Annotated in this window: 17 protein-coding genes and 2 tRNA genes; 13 read left to right on the forward strand and 6 right to left on the reverse strand. The window is 67.7% G+C overall.

What is annotated here, in order from left to right; all coding sequences use genetic code 11:
* Position 1 precedes the first annotated feature (1 nt).
* From BN996_RS03690 to ftsY, 4 genes are all read left to right on the forward strand, one after another.
* Positions 2 to 667, forward strand: a complete 666-nt coding sequence (locus BN996_RS03690; RefSeq protein WP_089777208.1) for a translation initiation factor IF-6 — start codon at positions 2 to 4, stop codon at positions 665 to 667.
* A gap of 81 nt (positions 668 to 748) precedes the next feature.
* On the forward strand, positions 749 to 925 hold the full coding sequence (gene rpl18a, locus BN996_RS03695) for a 50S ribosomal protein L18Ae (protein ID WP_007275895.1): 177 nt from the start codon (positions 749 to 751) through the stop codon (positions 923 to 925).
* Positions 925 to 1,395: a prefoldin subunit alpha gene (gene pfdA, locus BN996_RS03700; protein WP_089777209.1), complete on the forward strand. Its 471-nt coding sequence runs from the start codon at positions 925 to 927 to the stop codon at positions 1,393 to 1,395. Before rpl18a ends, pfdA begins: the two co-directional genes overlap by 1 nt.
* Before the next feature lie 26 nt (positions 1,396 to 1,421).
* Positions 1,422 to 2,729 carry a signal recognition particle-docking protein FtsY gene (gene ftsY / locus BN996_RS03705; RefSeq protein ID WP_089777210.1) on the forward strand — a complete coding sequence of 436 codons (1,308 nt, stop codon included), beginning with the start codon at positions 1,422 to 1,424 and terminating at the stop codon, positions 2,727 to 2,729.
* A 30-nt stretch (positions 2,730 to 2,759) separates the two neighbouring features.
* On the opposite strand, the gene BN996_RS03710 is transcribed toward ftsY, so the two are convergent.
* Together BN996_RS03710 and BN996_RS03715 are read right to left on the reverse strand one after the other, a co-directional pair.
* A complete protein-coding gene (locus BN996_RS03710) occupies positions 2,760 to 3,377 on the reverse strand; it encodes a LysE family translocator (protein WP_089777211.1) in 618 nt (205 codons plus the stop codon).
* A gap of 33 nt (positions 3,378 to 3,410) precedes the next feature.
* Positions 3,411 to 4,385 (reverse strand): D-2-hydroxyacid dehydrogenase, encoded by a 975-nt coding sequence (locus BN996_RS03715; RefSeq protein ID WP_089777212.1) that lies wholly within the window; start codon positions 4,383 to 4,385, stop codon positions 3,411 to 3,413.
* A 90-nt stretch (positions 4,386 to 4,475) separates the two neighbouring features.
* Between BN996_RS03715 and BN996_RS03720 the strand changes: the two genes are divergently transcribed.
* The 4 genes from BN996_RS03720 (at position 4,476) to BN996_RS03735 (ending at position 8,212) form a co-directional block, all read left to right on the forward strand.
* Positions 4,476 to 5,867 carry a signal recognition particle protein Srp54 gene (locus BN996_RS03720; RefSeq protein WP_089777213.1) on the forward strand — a complete coding sequence of 464 codons (1,392 nt, stop codon included), beginning with the start codon at positions 4,476 to 4,478 and terminating at the stop codon, positions 5,865 to 5,867.
* A 104-nt stretch (positions 5,868 to 5,971) separates the two neighbouring features.
* Positions 5,972 to 6,553 carry a magnesium transporter gene (locus BN996_RS03725; protein ID WP_004065697.1) on the forward strand — a complete coding sequence of 194 codons (582 nt, stop codon included), beginning with the start codon at positions 5,972 to 5,974 and terminating at the stop codon, positions 6,551 to 6,553.
* Positions 6,554 to 7,114, forward strand: a complete 561-nt coding sequence (locus BN996_RS03730; protein WP_089777214.1) for a magnesium transporter — start codon at positions 6,554 to 6,556, stop codon at positions 7,112 to 7,114.
* Between the two features lie 66 nt (positions 7,115 to 7,180).
* The gene (locus BN996_RS03735; protein ID WP_089777215.1) at positions 7,181 to 8,212 is read left to right on the forward strand and encodes a nucleoside recognition protein; all 1,032 of its coding nucleotides are present in this window, start codon (positions 7,181 to 7,183) and stop codon (positions 8,210 to 8,212) included.
* 42 nt (positions 8,213 to 8,254) lie between these two features.
* On the opposite strand, the gene BN996_RS03740 is transcribed toward BN996_RS03735, so the two are convergent.
* Together BN996_RS03740 and BN996_RS03745 are read right to left on the reverse strand one after the other, a co-directional pair.
* Positions 8,255 to 8,671: an RNA-binding domain-containing protein gene (locus BN996_RS03740; protein WP_089777216.1), complete on the reverse strand. Its 417-nt coding sequence runs from the start codon at positions 8,669 to 8,671 to the stop codon at positions 8,255 to 8,257.
* A gap of 2 nt (positions 8,672 to 8,673) precedes the next feature.
* On the reverse strand, positions 8,674 to 9,243 hold the full coding sequence (locus BN996_RS03745; RefSeq protein ID WP_089777217.1) for an AAA family ATPase: 570 nt from the start codon (positions 9,241 to 9,243) through the stop codon (positions 8,674 to 8,676).
* 128 nt (positions 9,244 to 9,371) lie between these two features.
* Between BN996_RS03745 and BN996_RS03750 the strand changes: the two genes are divergently transcribed.
* The 5 genes from BN996_RS03750 to BN996_RS03770 all read left to right on the forward strand — a co-directional run bounded on the left by BN996_RS03750 (position 9,372) and on the right by BN996_RS03770 (position 10,845).
* Positions 9,372 to 9,749, forward strand: a complete 378-nt coding sequence (locus tag BN996_RS03750; protein WP_089777218.1) for a YccF domain-containing protein — start codon at positions 9,372 to 9,374, stop codon at positions 9,747 to 9,749.
* Between the two features lie 43 nt (positions 9,750 to 9,792).
* Positions 9,793 to 9,866, forward strand: a tRNA-Arg gene (locus BN996_RS03755).
* Between the two features lie 89 nt (positions 9,867 to 9,955).
* Positions 9,956 to 10,029, forward strand: a tRNA-Arg gene (locus BN996_RS03760).
* Positions 10,030 to 10,314: 285 nt separating this feature from the next.
* Positions 10,315 to 10,590, forward strand: coding sequence for a hypothetical protein (locus BN996_RS03765; protein WP_089777219.1), 276 nt, complete (start codon positions 10,315 to 10,317; stop codon positions 10,588 to 10,590).
* Positions 10,591 to 10,641: 51 nt separating this feature from the next.
* Complete coding sequence (locus BN996_RS03770) at positions 10,642 to 10,845, forward strand: hypothetical protein (RefSeq protein WP_089777220.1); 204 nt, start codon at positions 10,642 to 10,644, stop codon at positions 10,843 to 10,845.
* A gap of 193 nt (positions 10,846 to 11,038) precedes the next feature.
* Here BN996_RS03770 and BN996_RS20465 read toward each other — a convergent pair whose 3' ends face one another.
* Together BN996_RS20465 and thsA are read right to left on the reverse strand one after the other, a co-directional pair.
* Positions 11,039 to 11,230 (reverse strand): hypothetical protein, encoded by a 192-nt coding sequence (locus BN996_RS20465; RefSeq protein WP_226908687.1) that lies wholly within the window; start codon positions 11,228 to 11,230, stop codon positions 11,039 to 11,041.
* A 418-nt stretch (positions 11,231 to 11,648) separates the two neighbouring features.
* Positions 11,649 to 13,301: a thermosome subunit alpha gene (gene thsA / locus BN996_RS03780; protein ID WP_089777311.1), complete on the reverse strand. Its 1,653-nt coding sequence runs from the start codon at positions 13,299 to 13,301 to the stop codon at positions 11,649 to 11,651.
* Between the last annotated feature and the right edge of the window lie 34 nt (positions 13,302 to 13,335).

The raw sequence follows: 13,335 nt of genomic DNA on the forward strand, positions 1-13,335 counted from the left end.
GGTGCTTCGCGCCTCCTTCGCCGGTTCGTCCTACATCGGCGTCTTCGCTCGCGCGACCGACGACGCGCTGTTGGTCCGCCCGGACGCCGACGACTCGCTCGCCGAGCAGATGGCCGAAGAACTCGACGTGCCGCTGGTCAAGACGACCGTCGGCGGGTCGGGAACGGTCGGTGCGTTAGCGACGGGTAACGAGAACGGACTTCTCGTGTCGAGCCGCGCCACGTCCCGCGAGAAGGAGGCCCTCACCGACGCCGTGGACCTCCCGGTCTACGAGCTTCCCGGTCGCATCAACGCCGCCGGCAACGTCGTTCTCGCGAACGACTACGGCGCGTACGTCCACGCGGAGCTCTCCGACGAGGCCGTTTCGGCCGTCGAGGAGGCGCTGGAGGTCCCCGTCGAACGCGGCGACCTCGCCGACGTTCGGACCGTCGGGACGGCGGCCGTCGCCAACAACCGCGGCGTCCTCTGCCACCCGAAGTCGCGCGAGCCCGAACTCGAAGCGCTCGAAGCGCTGCTCGACGTTCGCGCCGACATCGGCACCATCAACTACGGCGGCCCGCTCGTCGGCTCTGGCCTCGTCGCCAACGACGAGAGCTACATCGTCGGCGAGGACACGACCGGCCCGGAACTGGGTCGCATCGAAGACGCCCTCGATTACATCGACTGAGGGTCTCGCGTCCCCCCGTTTCTCGCTTCAGTTTCGCTCCGAGTAGGAAGACCTTTCCCGCTCGCCACCCGACCGACGTGCATGAGCCAGTTCATTATCACGGGCAGCTTCACGAGCCGTGGCGTCGTCCACGAGTTCACGAAGACTGTCGAAGCGCCGAACGAGAACGTCGCGCAGGAACGCGCCTTTTCGCTCATCGGGAGCGAGCACGGAATCAAGCGCACGAAGGTCGAGCTCAACGAGGTGTCCGCGGCATGATGGGCGGCGGTCAGCAGCAACTTCAGCAGCTCTCTCAGGAGCTTCAGGCGCTCGACGAGGAAATCGAATCCCTCGAAAGCGAGGTCTCGGACCTGAACGACGAGAAAGACGAAATCGACGAGGCCGTCGAGGCCATCGAAACGCTCGAAACGGGCTCGACGGTGCAGGTGCCCCTCGGCGGCGACGCGTATCTCCGCGCCGAAGTCCAGGACATCGACGAGGTCGTCGTCTCCCTCGGCGCGAACTACGCCGCCGAGCAGGAACAGAGCACGGCCATCGAGACCCTGCGACGCAAGCAGGACGCGCTCGACGAGGAGATCGCGAGCGTTCGCGGCCAAATCGAGGAGCTCGAAGAGGAGAGCGACGAGATCGAAGAGCAGGCGATGCAGGCCCAACAGCAGATGCAGCAACAGCAGATGCAGCAGATGCAGCAGATGCAGGGCGAGGGCGGCGACGGCGACGACGAGTAAGGTAACCCCAACCTCCTACTATTCAGATGTTCGACGGACTGAAGAAGAAACTCAACCGCTTCCGTAACGACGTTGAAGAGACCGCCGAAGAGAAGGCCGAGGCCGAAGCCGACGCCGACGCGGAAGCGGAATCAGCACCAGCAGACGCGGCGGTCGAACCCGAGGCGTCCGAACCCGCTGCTGCCGCCCCCGACGCCGACACCGACGCGGTCGGCGACGCGGACGCCGGGTCCGAAGCCGACGCGGTCGACGCGGCCGACGCTCCTGCGGACGCCGAACCGGAGTCCGCACCCGAACGGGACGCGGCGACCGACGCCGACGCGGACACGGTCGACGAGCCGACCGGCGAGCCGGCGGCCGACGAGGCCGAACCGCGCGAGTCGCTCGCCTCCGACGCCGCGAAGGCGGCGCTGTCCGAGGAGGACGGCGACGATTCGTCCGGTCCGGGTCGGCTCCGCCGCGCCGCCGCGTTCGCCACGGGGAAGGTCGTCATCGAGGAGGAAGACCTCGAAGAACCCCTCTGGGAGCTGGAGATGGCGCTCCTCCAGAGCGACGTCGAGATGCAGGTCGCAGAGGAGATTCTCGAAACCATCCGCGAGAAGCTCATCGGCGAGACGCGAAAGCAGGTCCAGAGCACCGGCCAACTCGTCTCCGAGGCGCTCCACGACGCGCTGTACGAGGTCATCAGCGTCGGGCAGTTCGACTTCGACCAGCGCATCGCCGAGGCCGACAAGCCGGTGACGCTCATCTTCACCGGCATCAACGGCGTCGGGAAGACCACGACCATCGCCAAACTCGCGAAGTACTTCGAAAAGCAGGGCTACTCGACGGTGCTCGCCAACGGCGACACCTACCGCGCCGGCGCGAACGAGCAGATCCGCGAGCACGCGGAGGCGCTCGGCAAGAAGCTCATCGCCCACGAGCAGGGCGGCGACCCGGCGGCGGTCATCTACGACGGCGTCGAGTACGCCGAGGCCCACGACATCGACATCGTCCTCGGCGACACGGCCGGTCGGCTCCACACCTCCAACGACCTGATGGCGCAGTTGGAGAAGATAGACCGCGTCGTCGGTCCGGACCTCACCCTGTTCGTCGACGAGGCGGTCGCCGGACAGGACGCGGTCGAACGCGCCCGGCAGTTCAACGACGCGGCCGCCATCGACGGCGCGATTCTGACGAAGGCCGACGCCGACTCCAACGGCGGCGCGGCCATCTCCATCGCGTACGTGACGGGCAAGCCCATCTTGTTCCTCGGCGTGGGGCAGGGCTACGACCACATCGAGAAGTTCGACCCCGAGCGGATGGTCGACCGCCTGCTCGGCGAAGACGAGTAATCGGACCCGCTCCGTCGTTTCTCTTCCCCGTCACTCCAGTACGAGCGCGACCCCGAGCAGCAGCATCGTCCCCGCGCCGACGTAGTTCAGCGCGCTCGCGAGCCGCGTCTCCACGAGCCGCGACCCGAGTCGGTCCGCGCCGAGCGCGACGCCCGAGAGGTACAGCGCCGTGAGGGCGGCGTAGGTCGCGCCCAGACTCGCCATCCGCATCCCGGCTCCCGCGCCCTGTCCGGCGAACCCGGGGAGGAACGCGAGGAAGAACAGCGCGACCTTCGGGTTGAGCGCGTTGACGAGGACGCCGCGCCGAAAGCTCGCCCCGCTTTCGGTCTCGACCGAGGGGTCGAACTCGTCGTTTCGGAGGGCGGCGACGCCGAGGTAGCCCAGATACGCCGCGCCGACGTATCGGAGCGCCGCGGCGGCCTCGGGGACGGTTCGAAAGAGCGCCGCCGCGCCGAGTGCCGCGAGAAGCGTGTGAAAGAGGACGCCCGTGGCGATGCCGAGCGCCGACCGGACCCCCGGCCCGCGACCGTCGAGGCCGCGGGCGAGGACGTACATCGTGTCGGGGCCGGGCGCGAGGACGAGCGCGACCGCCGCCCCGCAGAACGCGAGATAGGTCGCGGCGTCGAGTCCGAACGCGAGCGTCGTCATCGCGCGAGCCTACGATTCGTCGCGGGAAGTAGCTCAGGGGTTCGGACTCGGAACCACCTGATTGCGGAGCGCGGGCACGCCGCCGTCGGACGCCGACGCCAGTCGCTCGACGTTCTCCGCGAGGATGTCGGCGACCCGCGTCCAGTAGTGCGGCGTGTGGCCGGAGACGTGCGGGGTGATGTAGACGTTCTCGAACCCCCAAAGCGGGTGGTCATCGGGAAGCGGTTCGGGGTCCGTCACGTCGAGCGCGGCGGCGCGGAGGCGGTTGTTCCGGAGGTTCGAAACGAGCGCGTCGGTGTCGACGACCCCGCCGCGCGCGACGTTGACGAGGACGGCGTGCGTGGGAAGCGCGTCCAGCGCCCGGCTGTCGATGAGTCCGCGCGTCTCGTCGGTCAGCGGGCACGCGACCACGAGGAAGTCGGTGCGGACGAGCGCCGATTCGAGGTCGTCGAAGCCGAGCACTTCGTCGGTCGGGCCGCCCTTTTCGGGCGTGTAGCGGACGCCGATGGTCTCGACGCCGAACGCGTCGAGTCGCTCGACGACCGCCCGCCCGATGGCACCGAGGCCGACCACGGTGGCCGTCGACCCCTGCAACTCGCCGTACGACTGGAAGCGCCGCCACTCGCGGCGTCGCTGGCGGCGGAGCCCCTCGTCCAGCCGGCGGGTAATCATGAGGAGCCAGCCGAGGACGTGTTCGGCGATGTTGGGGCCGTGGACGCCGGAGGCGTTGGTGACGACGACGCCGCGCTCGCGGAGCGCCGCCAGCGGGAGGTGGTCGTAGCCGGCGGTCGCGCCGGCGAACAGTCGGAGTTCGTCGGCGGCGTCGAGCACGTCGTCGGGGAGCGACGTGCCGGTGATAATGGTCGCGTCGCGGGCGGCGTCGAGCGTTTCGGCGGTCGTCTTCGGGTGGCGAACCGTCGCGTCGGGCAGGCGCTCGCGGAGGGCCGCGGCGTACTCCGACGCCGGCAGTCCGTGCGTGGGGCGGTCGAGGACGAGAATCGTGGTCATCGAGTGCGCTGTCGGGGGCCGAGCCGATAGGTGTTGGCCCCGAACGCGACGGATAAAGCCTTTACCGGCGCGACGGCGTAGGAACGCACAATGGTACTCGACAATCTCGGGAGTTCCCTCCGCGGCAGTCTCGATAAGCTGCGCGGGAAGTCCCGCCTCGACGAGGACGACGTTCAGGAGATCGTCAAGGAGATTCAGCGCTCCCTGCTCTCCGCCGACGTCGACGTCAGCCTCGTCATGGACCTCTCGGACTCTATCAAGACCCGCGCGCTGGAAGAGGAGCCGCCGGGCGGCACGAGCGCGCGCGACCACGTCCTGAAAATCGTCTACGAGGAACTCGTCGACCTCATCGGCGAGTCGACGGAGATTCCGCTCGAATCGCAGACCATCATGCTCGCCGGTCTCCAGGGCTCGGGGAAGACGACCACCTCCGCCAAGATGGCGTGGTGGTTCTCGAAGAAGGGGCTCCGCCCCGCGGTCATCCAGACCGACACCTTCCGCCCCGGCGCGTACGACCAGGCCAAGCAGATGTGCGAGCGCGCCGAGGTGGACTTCTACGGCGACCCCGACTGCGACGACCCGGTCCAAATCGCCCGCGACGGCCTCGAAGCGACCGAGGACGCAGACGTCCACATCGTCGACACGGCCGGTCGTCACGCGCTCGAAGACGACCTCATCGACGAAATCGAGGAGATAGAGGGCGTCGTCCAGCCCGACCTGAACCTGCTCGTCCTCGACGCGGCAATCGGGCAAGGGGCGAAAGAACAGGCCCAGCAGTTCGACGAATCCATCGGCATCGGCGGCGTCGTCATCACCAAACTCGACGGGACGGCGAAGGGCGGCGGCGCGCTGACCGCCGTCAACGAGACCGACTCGTCTATCGCCTTCCTCGGGATGGGCGAGACGGTCCAGGACATCGAGCGCTTCGAGCCGAACGGCTTCATCTCCCGGCTGCTCGGGATGGGCGACCTGAAACAGCTCTCCGAGCGCGTCGAACGCGCCATGTCCGAGACCCAGGCCGAAGACGAGGACTGGGACCCCGAGGAGATGATGAAGGGGAACTTCACCCTCAAGGACATGCAAAAGCAGATGGAGGCGATGGACAAGATGGGGCCGCTCGACCAGGTGCTCGACATGATTCCGGGCTTCGGCGGCGGCATCAAAGACCAGCTTCCGGACGACGCGATGGACGTGACGAAAGACCGGATGCGCGCGTTCGAGGTCATCATGGACTCGATGACCGAAGAGGAACTGGAGAACCCGCGGAAGGTCGGCGCGTCCCGCGTCAAGCGTATCGCGCAGGGGTCGGGACAGGACGAGGAGACGATACAGGAACTGCTCGAACAGCACCGCATGATGGAACAGACCATCAAGCAGTTCCAGAACATGGGCGACGGCGACATGCAGCGCATGATGAAGAAGCTCCAGAACCAGGACGGCGGCGGCGGTATGGGCGGTCTCGGCGGTATGGGTCCGTTCTGAACCACCGCGCGATCTTCTCGCCGCGCTTTCTGCGCTTGCCCGCGCGATTCTCGCCTCGCCGCGATACCGCCGACTTTTAACGCTCGGGTCCGTCGCACCCCACAATGACCGTGCGAGACGTGGCGGTCGAGGCCTACAAGGAAGCCTTGCCCGCGCTCGCGGCCAGCCTCGTCGGCGGCCTCGTCGCCGGCGTCGTCCTCGGGGGCATGCGGGCCGAACTCCGAGCCGTGCCGGGGCTTCTCGTCCTCGTTCCCGCGCTCTTGGCGACCCGGGGCAACGTCTACGGCTCGCTCGGCGCTCGCATCGCCACCGCGCTCCATCAGGGGCTCATCGAACCCCGCGTCACCGGCGGCGACGAACGCCTCCGGGCCGCCGCGACGGCCGCGCTCGCCAACGGCGTGCTCACGAGCACGTTCGCCGCCGTCGTCGCGTTCTTTCTCCTCACGTTCCTCGGCAGTCGGGTCGCGCCGCTCCCGATTCTCGTCGGCGTCGCCATCGTCGCCGGCCTGCTGTCCGGTATCGTCCTGACCGTCGTCGTCGTCAGCGTCGTCTTCGCGGGCTACCGACGGGGGCGCAACCCCGACACCATCGTCGGCCCGGTCGTGACGACCACCGGCGACGTGTTCGGCGTCCTCTTTCTGCTCATCGCGGTCCGAACCGTCCTCGCCGTCGCGGGGGTGTTCTGAGTGCCGACCGAGTGGACCGTCCGCGCCATCACGCGGGCGATGCTCCCGGTGTTGCTCGTGCTCACGCTCGTCGAACTCGGGAGCGGCCTCGTCCTCGGGAGCTTCGAGGCGCAACTGTTCCGCTACCCGTCGCTTCTCGTGCTCGTCCCCGTCACCATCGGGACCGCGGGGAACCTCGGAAGCGTCCTCGCGGCGCGGCTCTCCACGTCGTTCCACCTCGGGACGCTCTCGTTTTCGCCCCGCGACGACGAACTCGCGGGTAACGCCGTCGCCACGGTCGCCCTCGCGGTGACGGTGTTCCCCGTCATCGGCGCGGGCGCGTGGGTCGCCACGCTCCTCGTCTCCGGCGACACGTCGCTGGCCCCGCAGAAAGTCGTCCTCGTCTCCCTGTCGAGCGGGATTACGCTCGCCGTCCTCGCGGTCGTCGTGACGTTCTCTGCGACGTACGTCGCCTACCGGTTCGGTCTCGACCCCGACGACGTGGTCATCCCCGTCGTCACCAACGTCTGCGACGTGCTCGGCGTCGTCGTCCTGTTCGGGGTGGCGCAGGTGCTCGTCTGAGCCCGACGCTCGAACCGTCTCCCGCCGACCGACGCCGATTAGTTCGCTCGGCACCGACCGTCGGTCGTGCAGTCGTCGGCCGTCCTCCCGGTGCTGTTCGAGGTGCTCCCGCGAGTCGCGCGCATCGCCGCCTACATCGCCGTGGGCGTCTTCGCCGCGAACCTCGTCGTCGCCTTCGGCCTCGTCGAGCGCATCGCCGGCCTCTCGCGGTATCTGACGAGTCCCGCGAACCTCCCCGACGAGGTAGGTACGGCCATCGTCACCACCGCCGCCTCGACGACGGCGGGCTACGGGATGCTCGCGGAGTTCCGCGAGTCGGGCGTCCTCGACGACCGGGCGACCCTCGTCGCCGTCACCATCAACACGTTCTTCGGCTTCGTCCAGCACATCTTCACGTTCTACTGGCCGGTGCTCATCCCCATCCTCGGCCGCGAGGTCGGCTTCATGTACGTCGGCGCGCGGGCGGCCATCGCGCTCGCCATCACCGCGACCGGCGTCGTCGCCGGCGCGGTCCTCCTCTCGGACCGAAACACGACCCCCGTCGCGGTCGCCGAGACCGACGGCTCGGGCGGCGCGGTCGATGCGGCCGCCGCGGACGGTGCGGGCGGTGGCGACGCGGCCGACTCCAGCGACGCGGCCGACACCGACGACACGCTCCGCGAGACGGTCGAAGACGCCGCCCGGAGCACGTGGACGAAGCTTCGACGCATCGTCCCGCGGCTGGCGGTCGTCTACGTGGTCGTCACGCTCCTCCTGCGGACGACCGACCTCGAATCGTTCGCGGCGCTCGCCAGTCCGCTGACGAACCTCGTCGGTCTGCCGGGCGCGGCCGTCCCCGTCGTCGTCGCCTTCGCGTTCGACACGACGACCGGCGCGGCGACCATCGCGCCGGCCATCGGCGAGACGTTCACGCCGAAGCAGGCCGTGGCGACGATGCTCATCGGCGGCATCATCTCCTTCGCCGTCTCGACGTTCAAGCGGTCGATTCCCTTCCAGTACGGCATCTGGGGCCCCGAGTTCGGGTCGAAGGTCATCGCCGTCAACACGGGGCTGAAAATCGTCTTCATCGCCGTCGCGGTGGCGCTGTTGGTCGCCTGAGTAGCGAGAAAACGGCGTCTCAGTCTCGGTTTCGTCCCCGGTTTAGCGGTCGTTCGGGTCGACCGGTCGCCCGTCTTCGGTCGGCGGCGCGATGTAGTCGATGACCTCGTCGACGGAGGGGTCGCGGACGGTCACGCGGACGTCGATGTCGCCGAGTTCGTCGGGGTTGCCGACGGAGAAGTTGACGACGCCCTTGAACGCGGCCTGCTTTTTCAGCGCGAACGAAAATCCGTCGTCGTCGCGGCGCTTGGCGAACTCGCGGCGGGCGGTGTCGAGGATGGCCTGCTCGTGGAGGCGCTCGGAGAACCGCTCCAGCTCGTGGGTCTCACCGACGAGTTTCCCGGGTTCGTGGTCGAGTTCGACGCCGGGGAAGATGTTCTCGACGGCGTCGCCGACGCGGTCGGTGACCTCGGTGTCGCGGACGGGAACCTCGATGCGGACGTCGACGCTGTAAATCATGCTCACGCGTCGGCCTCTGCGACCGCTTCCGGCCCTTCTTCGAACAGCTTCGCGATGGTCTCGCGGTATTCCGCCAGCGTGCCGGTGTTCTGGATGACCACGTCGGCGCGGTCCATCGCGTCGCCCATCCCGAAGTCGAGTTCGCGGCGCTCGCGCTTTTTGAGCGCCTCCACGTCGGTGTCGCTGTCGTCGCGGTCGCGGTCGAGCAGGCGCTCGGCGCGCGTCTCGAACGGCGCTTCGACGCTCACGAGGACGAAGTCGTCGCCGAACGCCTCGCGGAAGCGGTCGAGTTCGACGCCCGACCGAAGCCCGTCGACGACCACCACGTCGTTCGATTCGAGGTGGTCTTCGACCATCGGCAGGGACCGCGCGGCGATGGCGTCGTCGCCCTCCTCCTCGCGGAGCGCGGTCGCTATCTTCCCGTGGTCCGTCGCGGGGTCGAGGCCGCGCTCGCGACACTCCTCGCGGATGACGTCGCCCATCGTTACGACGGGCACGCCCGCGTTGCGGGCCACCTCGGCGAGTTCGCCCTTGCCGCTTCCCGGCAGGCCGACCGTCCCGATGACTCTCATAGCCGGTGTTACCGCGTTGGCGCTGTTAAAGCCTCCCTTCACGTCGCTCCGGGTGGCGGGTTTCGCCTCCCTTCCCCCACATCCGACCCGACCCCGTCGCTTTTCGCCCCGGACCGCGTACTACGCCCATGTCTCAGCGCTCGTTCGTCGTCCGCGCGCTCTGGTTCGTGTTCGTCGGCTGGTGGGCGACGCCCGCCGTCGTCAACGTCGCGTGGTTCCTGAACGCGACCGTCATCGGCATCCCGCTCGGCGTCGCGCTCATCAACCTCGTCCCGACGGTGCTCTCGTTGAAGGAGCCGAAAACCCGGCTCGACCCCGACTCGTCTCGCGGCCAGCGGTCACTCGTCGTCCGCGCCATCTACTTCGTGTTCGTCGGCTGGTGGCTGAGCTGGGTCTGGGCGAACGTCGCGGTGCTGTTCACCCTCACCATCGTCGGTCTCCCGGTGGGCATCTGGATGCTCAACAGGCTCCCGGCGGTCACGTCGCTGTACCGGTTCGACGGGTAGAACCCGATTCGTTTTTCTTGCAGGGCCGGTTTGTGGGCATCGAGGGCGCGTAGCTCAGTCGGACAGAGCGTCGGACTTCTAATCCGATGGTCGCGGGTTCGAATCCCGTCGCGCTCTTTTCGTTGGTCGTCGCGCTCTTTTGATGTACCGGTTCGACGGGTAGAACCCGATTCGTTTTTCTTGCAGGGCCGGTTTGTGGGCATCGAGGGCGCGTAGCTCAGTCGGACAGAGCGTCGGACTTCTAATCCGATGGTCGCGGGTTCGAATCCCGTCGCGCTCGCTCGTCGCCTTCGGCTCCTCGCTCGCGCGACGGACATCGCAAACGCTTCGCGTTTGCTCAATCCCGTCGCGCTCTTTTCGTTGGTCGTCGCGCTCTTTTGATGTCTGCTCCGTCGCGCTCTGTTGCTGTGACTGTCCGCCGAGCGACAGCGTCGGCGGTCTCGCCTTCTCCAGCCCTAAACTGTCTCTGTTCTCGACGACTATCGGAGCCTGCTCCCGGGTAGTTGTTGGCCAGCCAAGTTAGAAAGACAACATTTTCTTGGTCGGGAGGTACGATACACTTCCTATGGACGTTCTCGGCATCGTCGCCGCGGCGGTCGTCTTCGGCGTCGCCGCCTACAATTTCGTGACGAGTCTCGACGGTCGGTTTGCGAGAGTCCTGTTCGGGAGTCTGGGACTCGTCGCCGCGACGCTCTACATCGTCGAGCAGTTCGGACTCGCGGGGGTGCTCGGAGTGGACGTCGCCCACGGCCTCCAACTCGTCGCGGCTCTGCTCCTCGTCACGGTGCTGGTCGATTTCCTCGCTCGCCGCGCCGATGCAGACGCCTCCGAGTCGTCGTGAACACCGCGACCTTCCACTATTCTCATTACGTGTCGCTCAGCTGTCTCTTATGTGGTCTTCGCGTCCGATTCCCCGTTTAGCGGGCGGTTCGAACAGACGATAGACGACGCCGTCGTCTACGGCGACGCCGAGATGGAGTCCGTGCTGCACGAGGGACCGGTCCGCGTGCTCGCCAACGGCTGGGTCGAGGTTCCGGGTGGCCGGTATCTCTCGCCCCACGCGGTCCACCACATCGACACGCGGGTGTCCGAGTGAGGTCGGTCCTCAGACGAGCGCCAGTTCCCGGCCGCAGTCGGGACACTCCTCGTCGACGATAGTCACCGGCGCGTCGCAGTCCGGACAGAACTCGCGGTAACACGCGTCGTCTCCCATACCCACGGCTACCGCGGGGACCGTGGTGAACCTTGGGGACGGTCGGACCCGAAGCGTCGCGCACCGGGCGACCGACTCATTCGTCTGCGACGTCGTTTCCCGGGTCGGCGAAGTTCGCACCGAGTTCGGAACCGCAGCGTCGAGCGTAGACGCCGGGGACGGCCAGAAGGTCGCTCGGCGCGCCGGACTCGACCACGACGCCCCCGTCGGCGACGTGGACGCGGTCGGCGTCGCGGACGGCGGCCTCTGCGACCTGTCTCTTATACACAGCCCGCCGCCTCGGAGAGACGGGGCGCGACGACGGCCAGAAACGGCGGTCGAGTCGCGGGCGTGGTCGCGTCCGAGTCGGCGTCGGACGCCGGGGTCTCGGGTGGGGACATACGATGCGAAGTTGGCTGTCTCGGGAGATAAGTATAGAGCTGGTCACCCGCGTTTCACGAACTCCTCAGAACATTTTATAGCGTTTTGTCAACTTATGCGGCGACTCGGTTGTCGATACGCCCACCGTCTCGGGCGGCAGACGACGGCACGTCGCGGGCGCTTGATTAACGACGTCCCAATCGGCGCGCGGGTAGAGAAAGCGGATGCTAACGGGCGTGAAGCCGCAAAAAACGTCGTGAATTCGGCCGAGCGATTCGAGTCGATGCGAAGTCAGGGTGTGGGTGTATGGTGGCCTACTGGGGCGCTCACATTGCGCCGCCCAGGCCGCCCATGCCGCCCATGCCACCCATGCCGCCGCCCATGCCGCCGGGCGCGCCGCCTTCGTCGTCGTCGCCGCCGGTCTGGCCACCGGAGAGGTCGCCAGCCGCGATGACGTCGTCGATGCGGAGAATCATGACAGCGGCTTCGGTCGCGGACTCGATAGCCTGGGTCTTGACGCGGAGGGGCTCCACGACGCCCTCTTCTTCCATGTCGATGACCTCGCCCGTGTAGGCGTCGAGGCCGGCTGCGAACTCGCCGCCGTCGTGGCGCGAGCGCAGGTCGACGAGGGAGTCGATGGGGTCGAGACCGGCGTTCTCGGCGAGGGTGCGCGGGACGATGTCCAGCGCCTCGGCGAACGCCTCGACGGCGAGCTGCTCGCGGCCGCCGACGGAGTCGGCGAACTCGCGAAGCTGCAGGGAGAGCTCCGTCTCGGGAGCGCCGCCGCCGGGGAGGACCTTCCCGTCTTCGAGCGTCGTGCGGACGACGCCGAGGGAGTCCTCGATGGCGCGTTCGAGCTCGTCGACGACGTGCTCGGTGCCGCCGCGGAGGATGAGCGTGACGGACTTCGCGTCCTCGACGTCCTCGACGAAGATGCGCTCGTCGCCGCCGACGTCCTTCTGTCCGACGGAGCCGGCGAAGCCGAGGTCGTCGGCCTCGATGTCGTCGAGGCTGCTGACGACGCGGCCGCCCGTCGCGCGGGCGAGGCGCTTGAGGTCGGAGGACTTGGCGCGGCGAACCGCGAGGATGCCCTCCTTGGCGAGGTAGTGCTGGGCCATGTCGTCGATACCGTCACCGACGAAGACGGCGTCGGCGCCGACCTCGACGAGCTTGTCGACCATCTCTTTCAGCTGCTTTTCTTCCTGGTCGAGGAACTGCTGAAGCTGGTCGGGGTCCGTGACGTTGACTTCCGCGTCGATTTCGGTCTCGCGGACTTCCAGCGCGTCGTCGAGGATGGCGATGTTCGCGTCCTCGACGGCGTAGGGCATGTTCTCGTCGACGCGCTCTTTGTCGACGATGACGCCCTCGACGAGTTCGGAGTTGTCGATGGTGCCGCCGACGACCTTCTCGATGGAGACGTTGTCCGTGTCGATGCCGCCTTCGTCCTTGACGGCCAGCACGGCGTCGACGACGAGCTCGGCGAGCAGGTCCTTCGCGGACTCCGCGCCCTTGCCGGTCATCGCCGTCGCGGCGATCTTCTGGAGGGTCTCGCGGTCGTCCTCCGTGACCTCGATGGCGTTGTCTTCGAGGACTTCCTTGGCCTTCTCGGCGGCCTGGCGGTAGCCCTGCGCGACGGTCGTCGCGTGGACGTCCGATTCGAGGAGCTCCTCGGCCTGGTCGAGGAGTTCGCCGGCGATGATGACGGCCGTCGTCGTGCCGTCTCCGACCTCGTCCTCCTGGGTCTCGGAGACTTCGACGATCATGTTGGCCGCGGGGTGGTCGATGTCCATCTCCTTGAGGATGGTGACGCCGTCGTTCGTGACGACGACCTGCCCGCCGGAGTCGACGAGCATCTTGTCCATCCCCTTGGGGCCGAGCGTCGTGCGTACGGCCTCTGCGACGGCCTTCCCGGCCGTGATGTTCATCGACTGCGCATCCTGTCCGGATGTGCGCTGCGAGTCTTCGCCCAGAATGATCATGGGCTGACCCTGCTGCATTCGCTGGCTCATAGTC

The organism is Haloferax massiliensis, from assembly GCF_001368915.1.
GTDB lineage: Archaea > Halobacteriota > Halobacteria > Halobacteriales > Haloferacaceae > Haloferax > Haloferax massiliensis.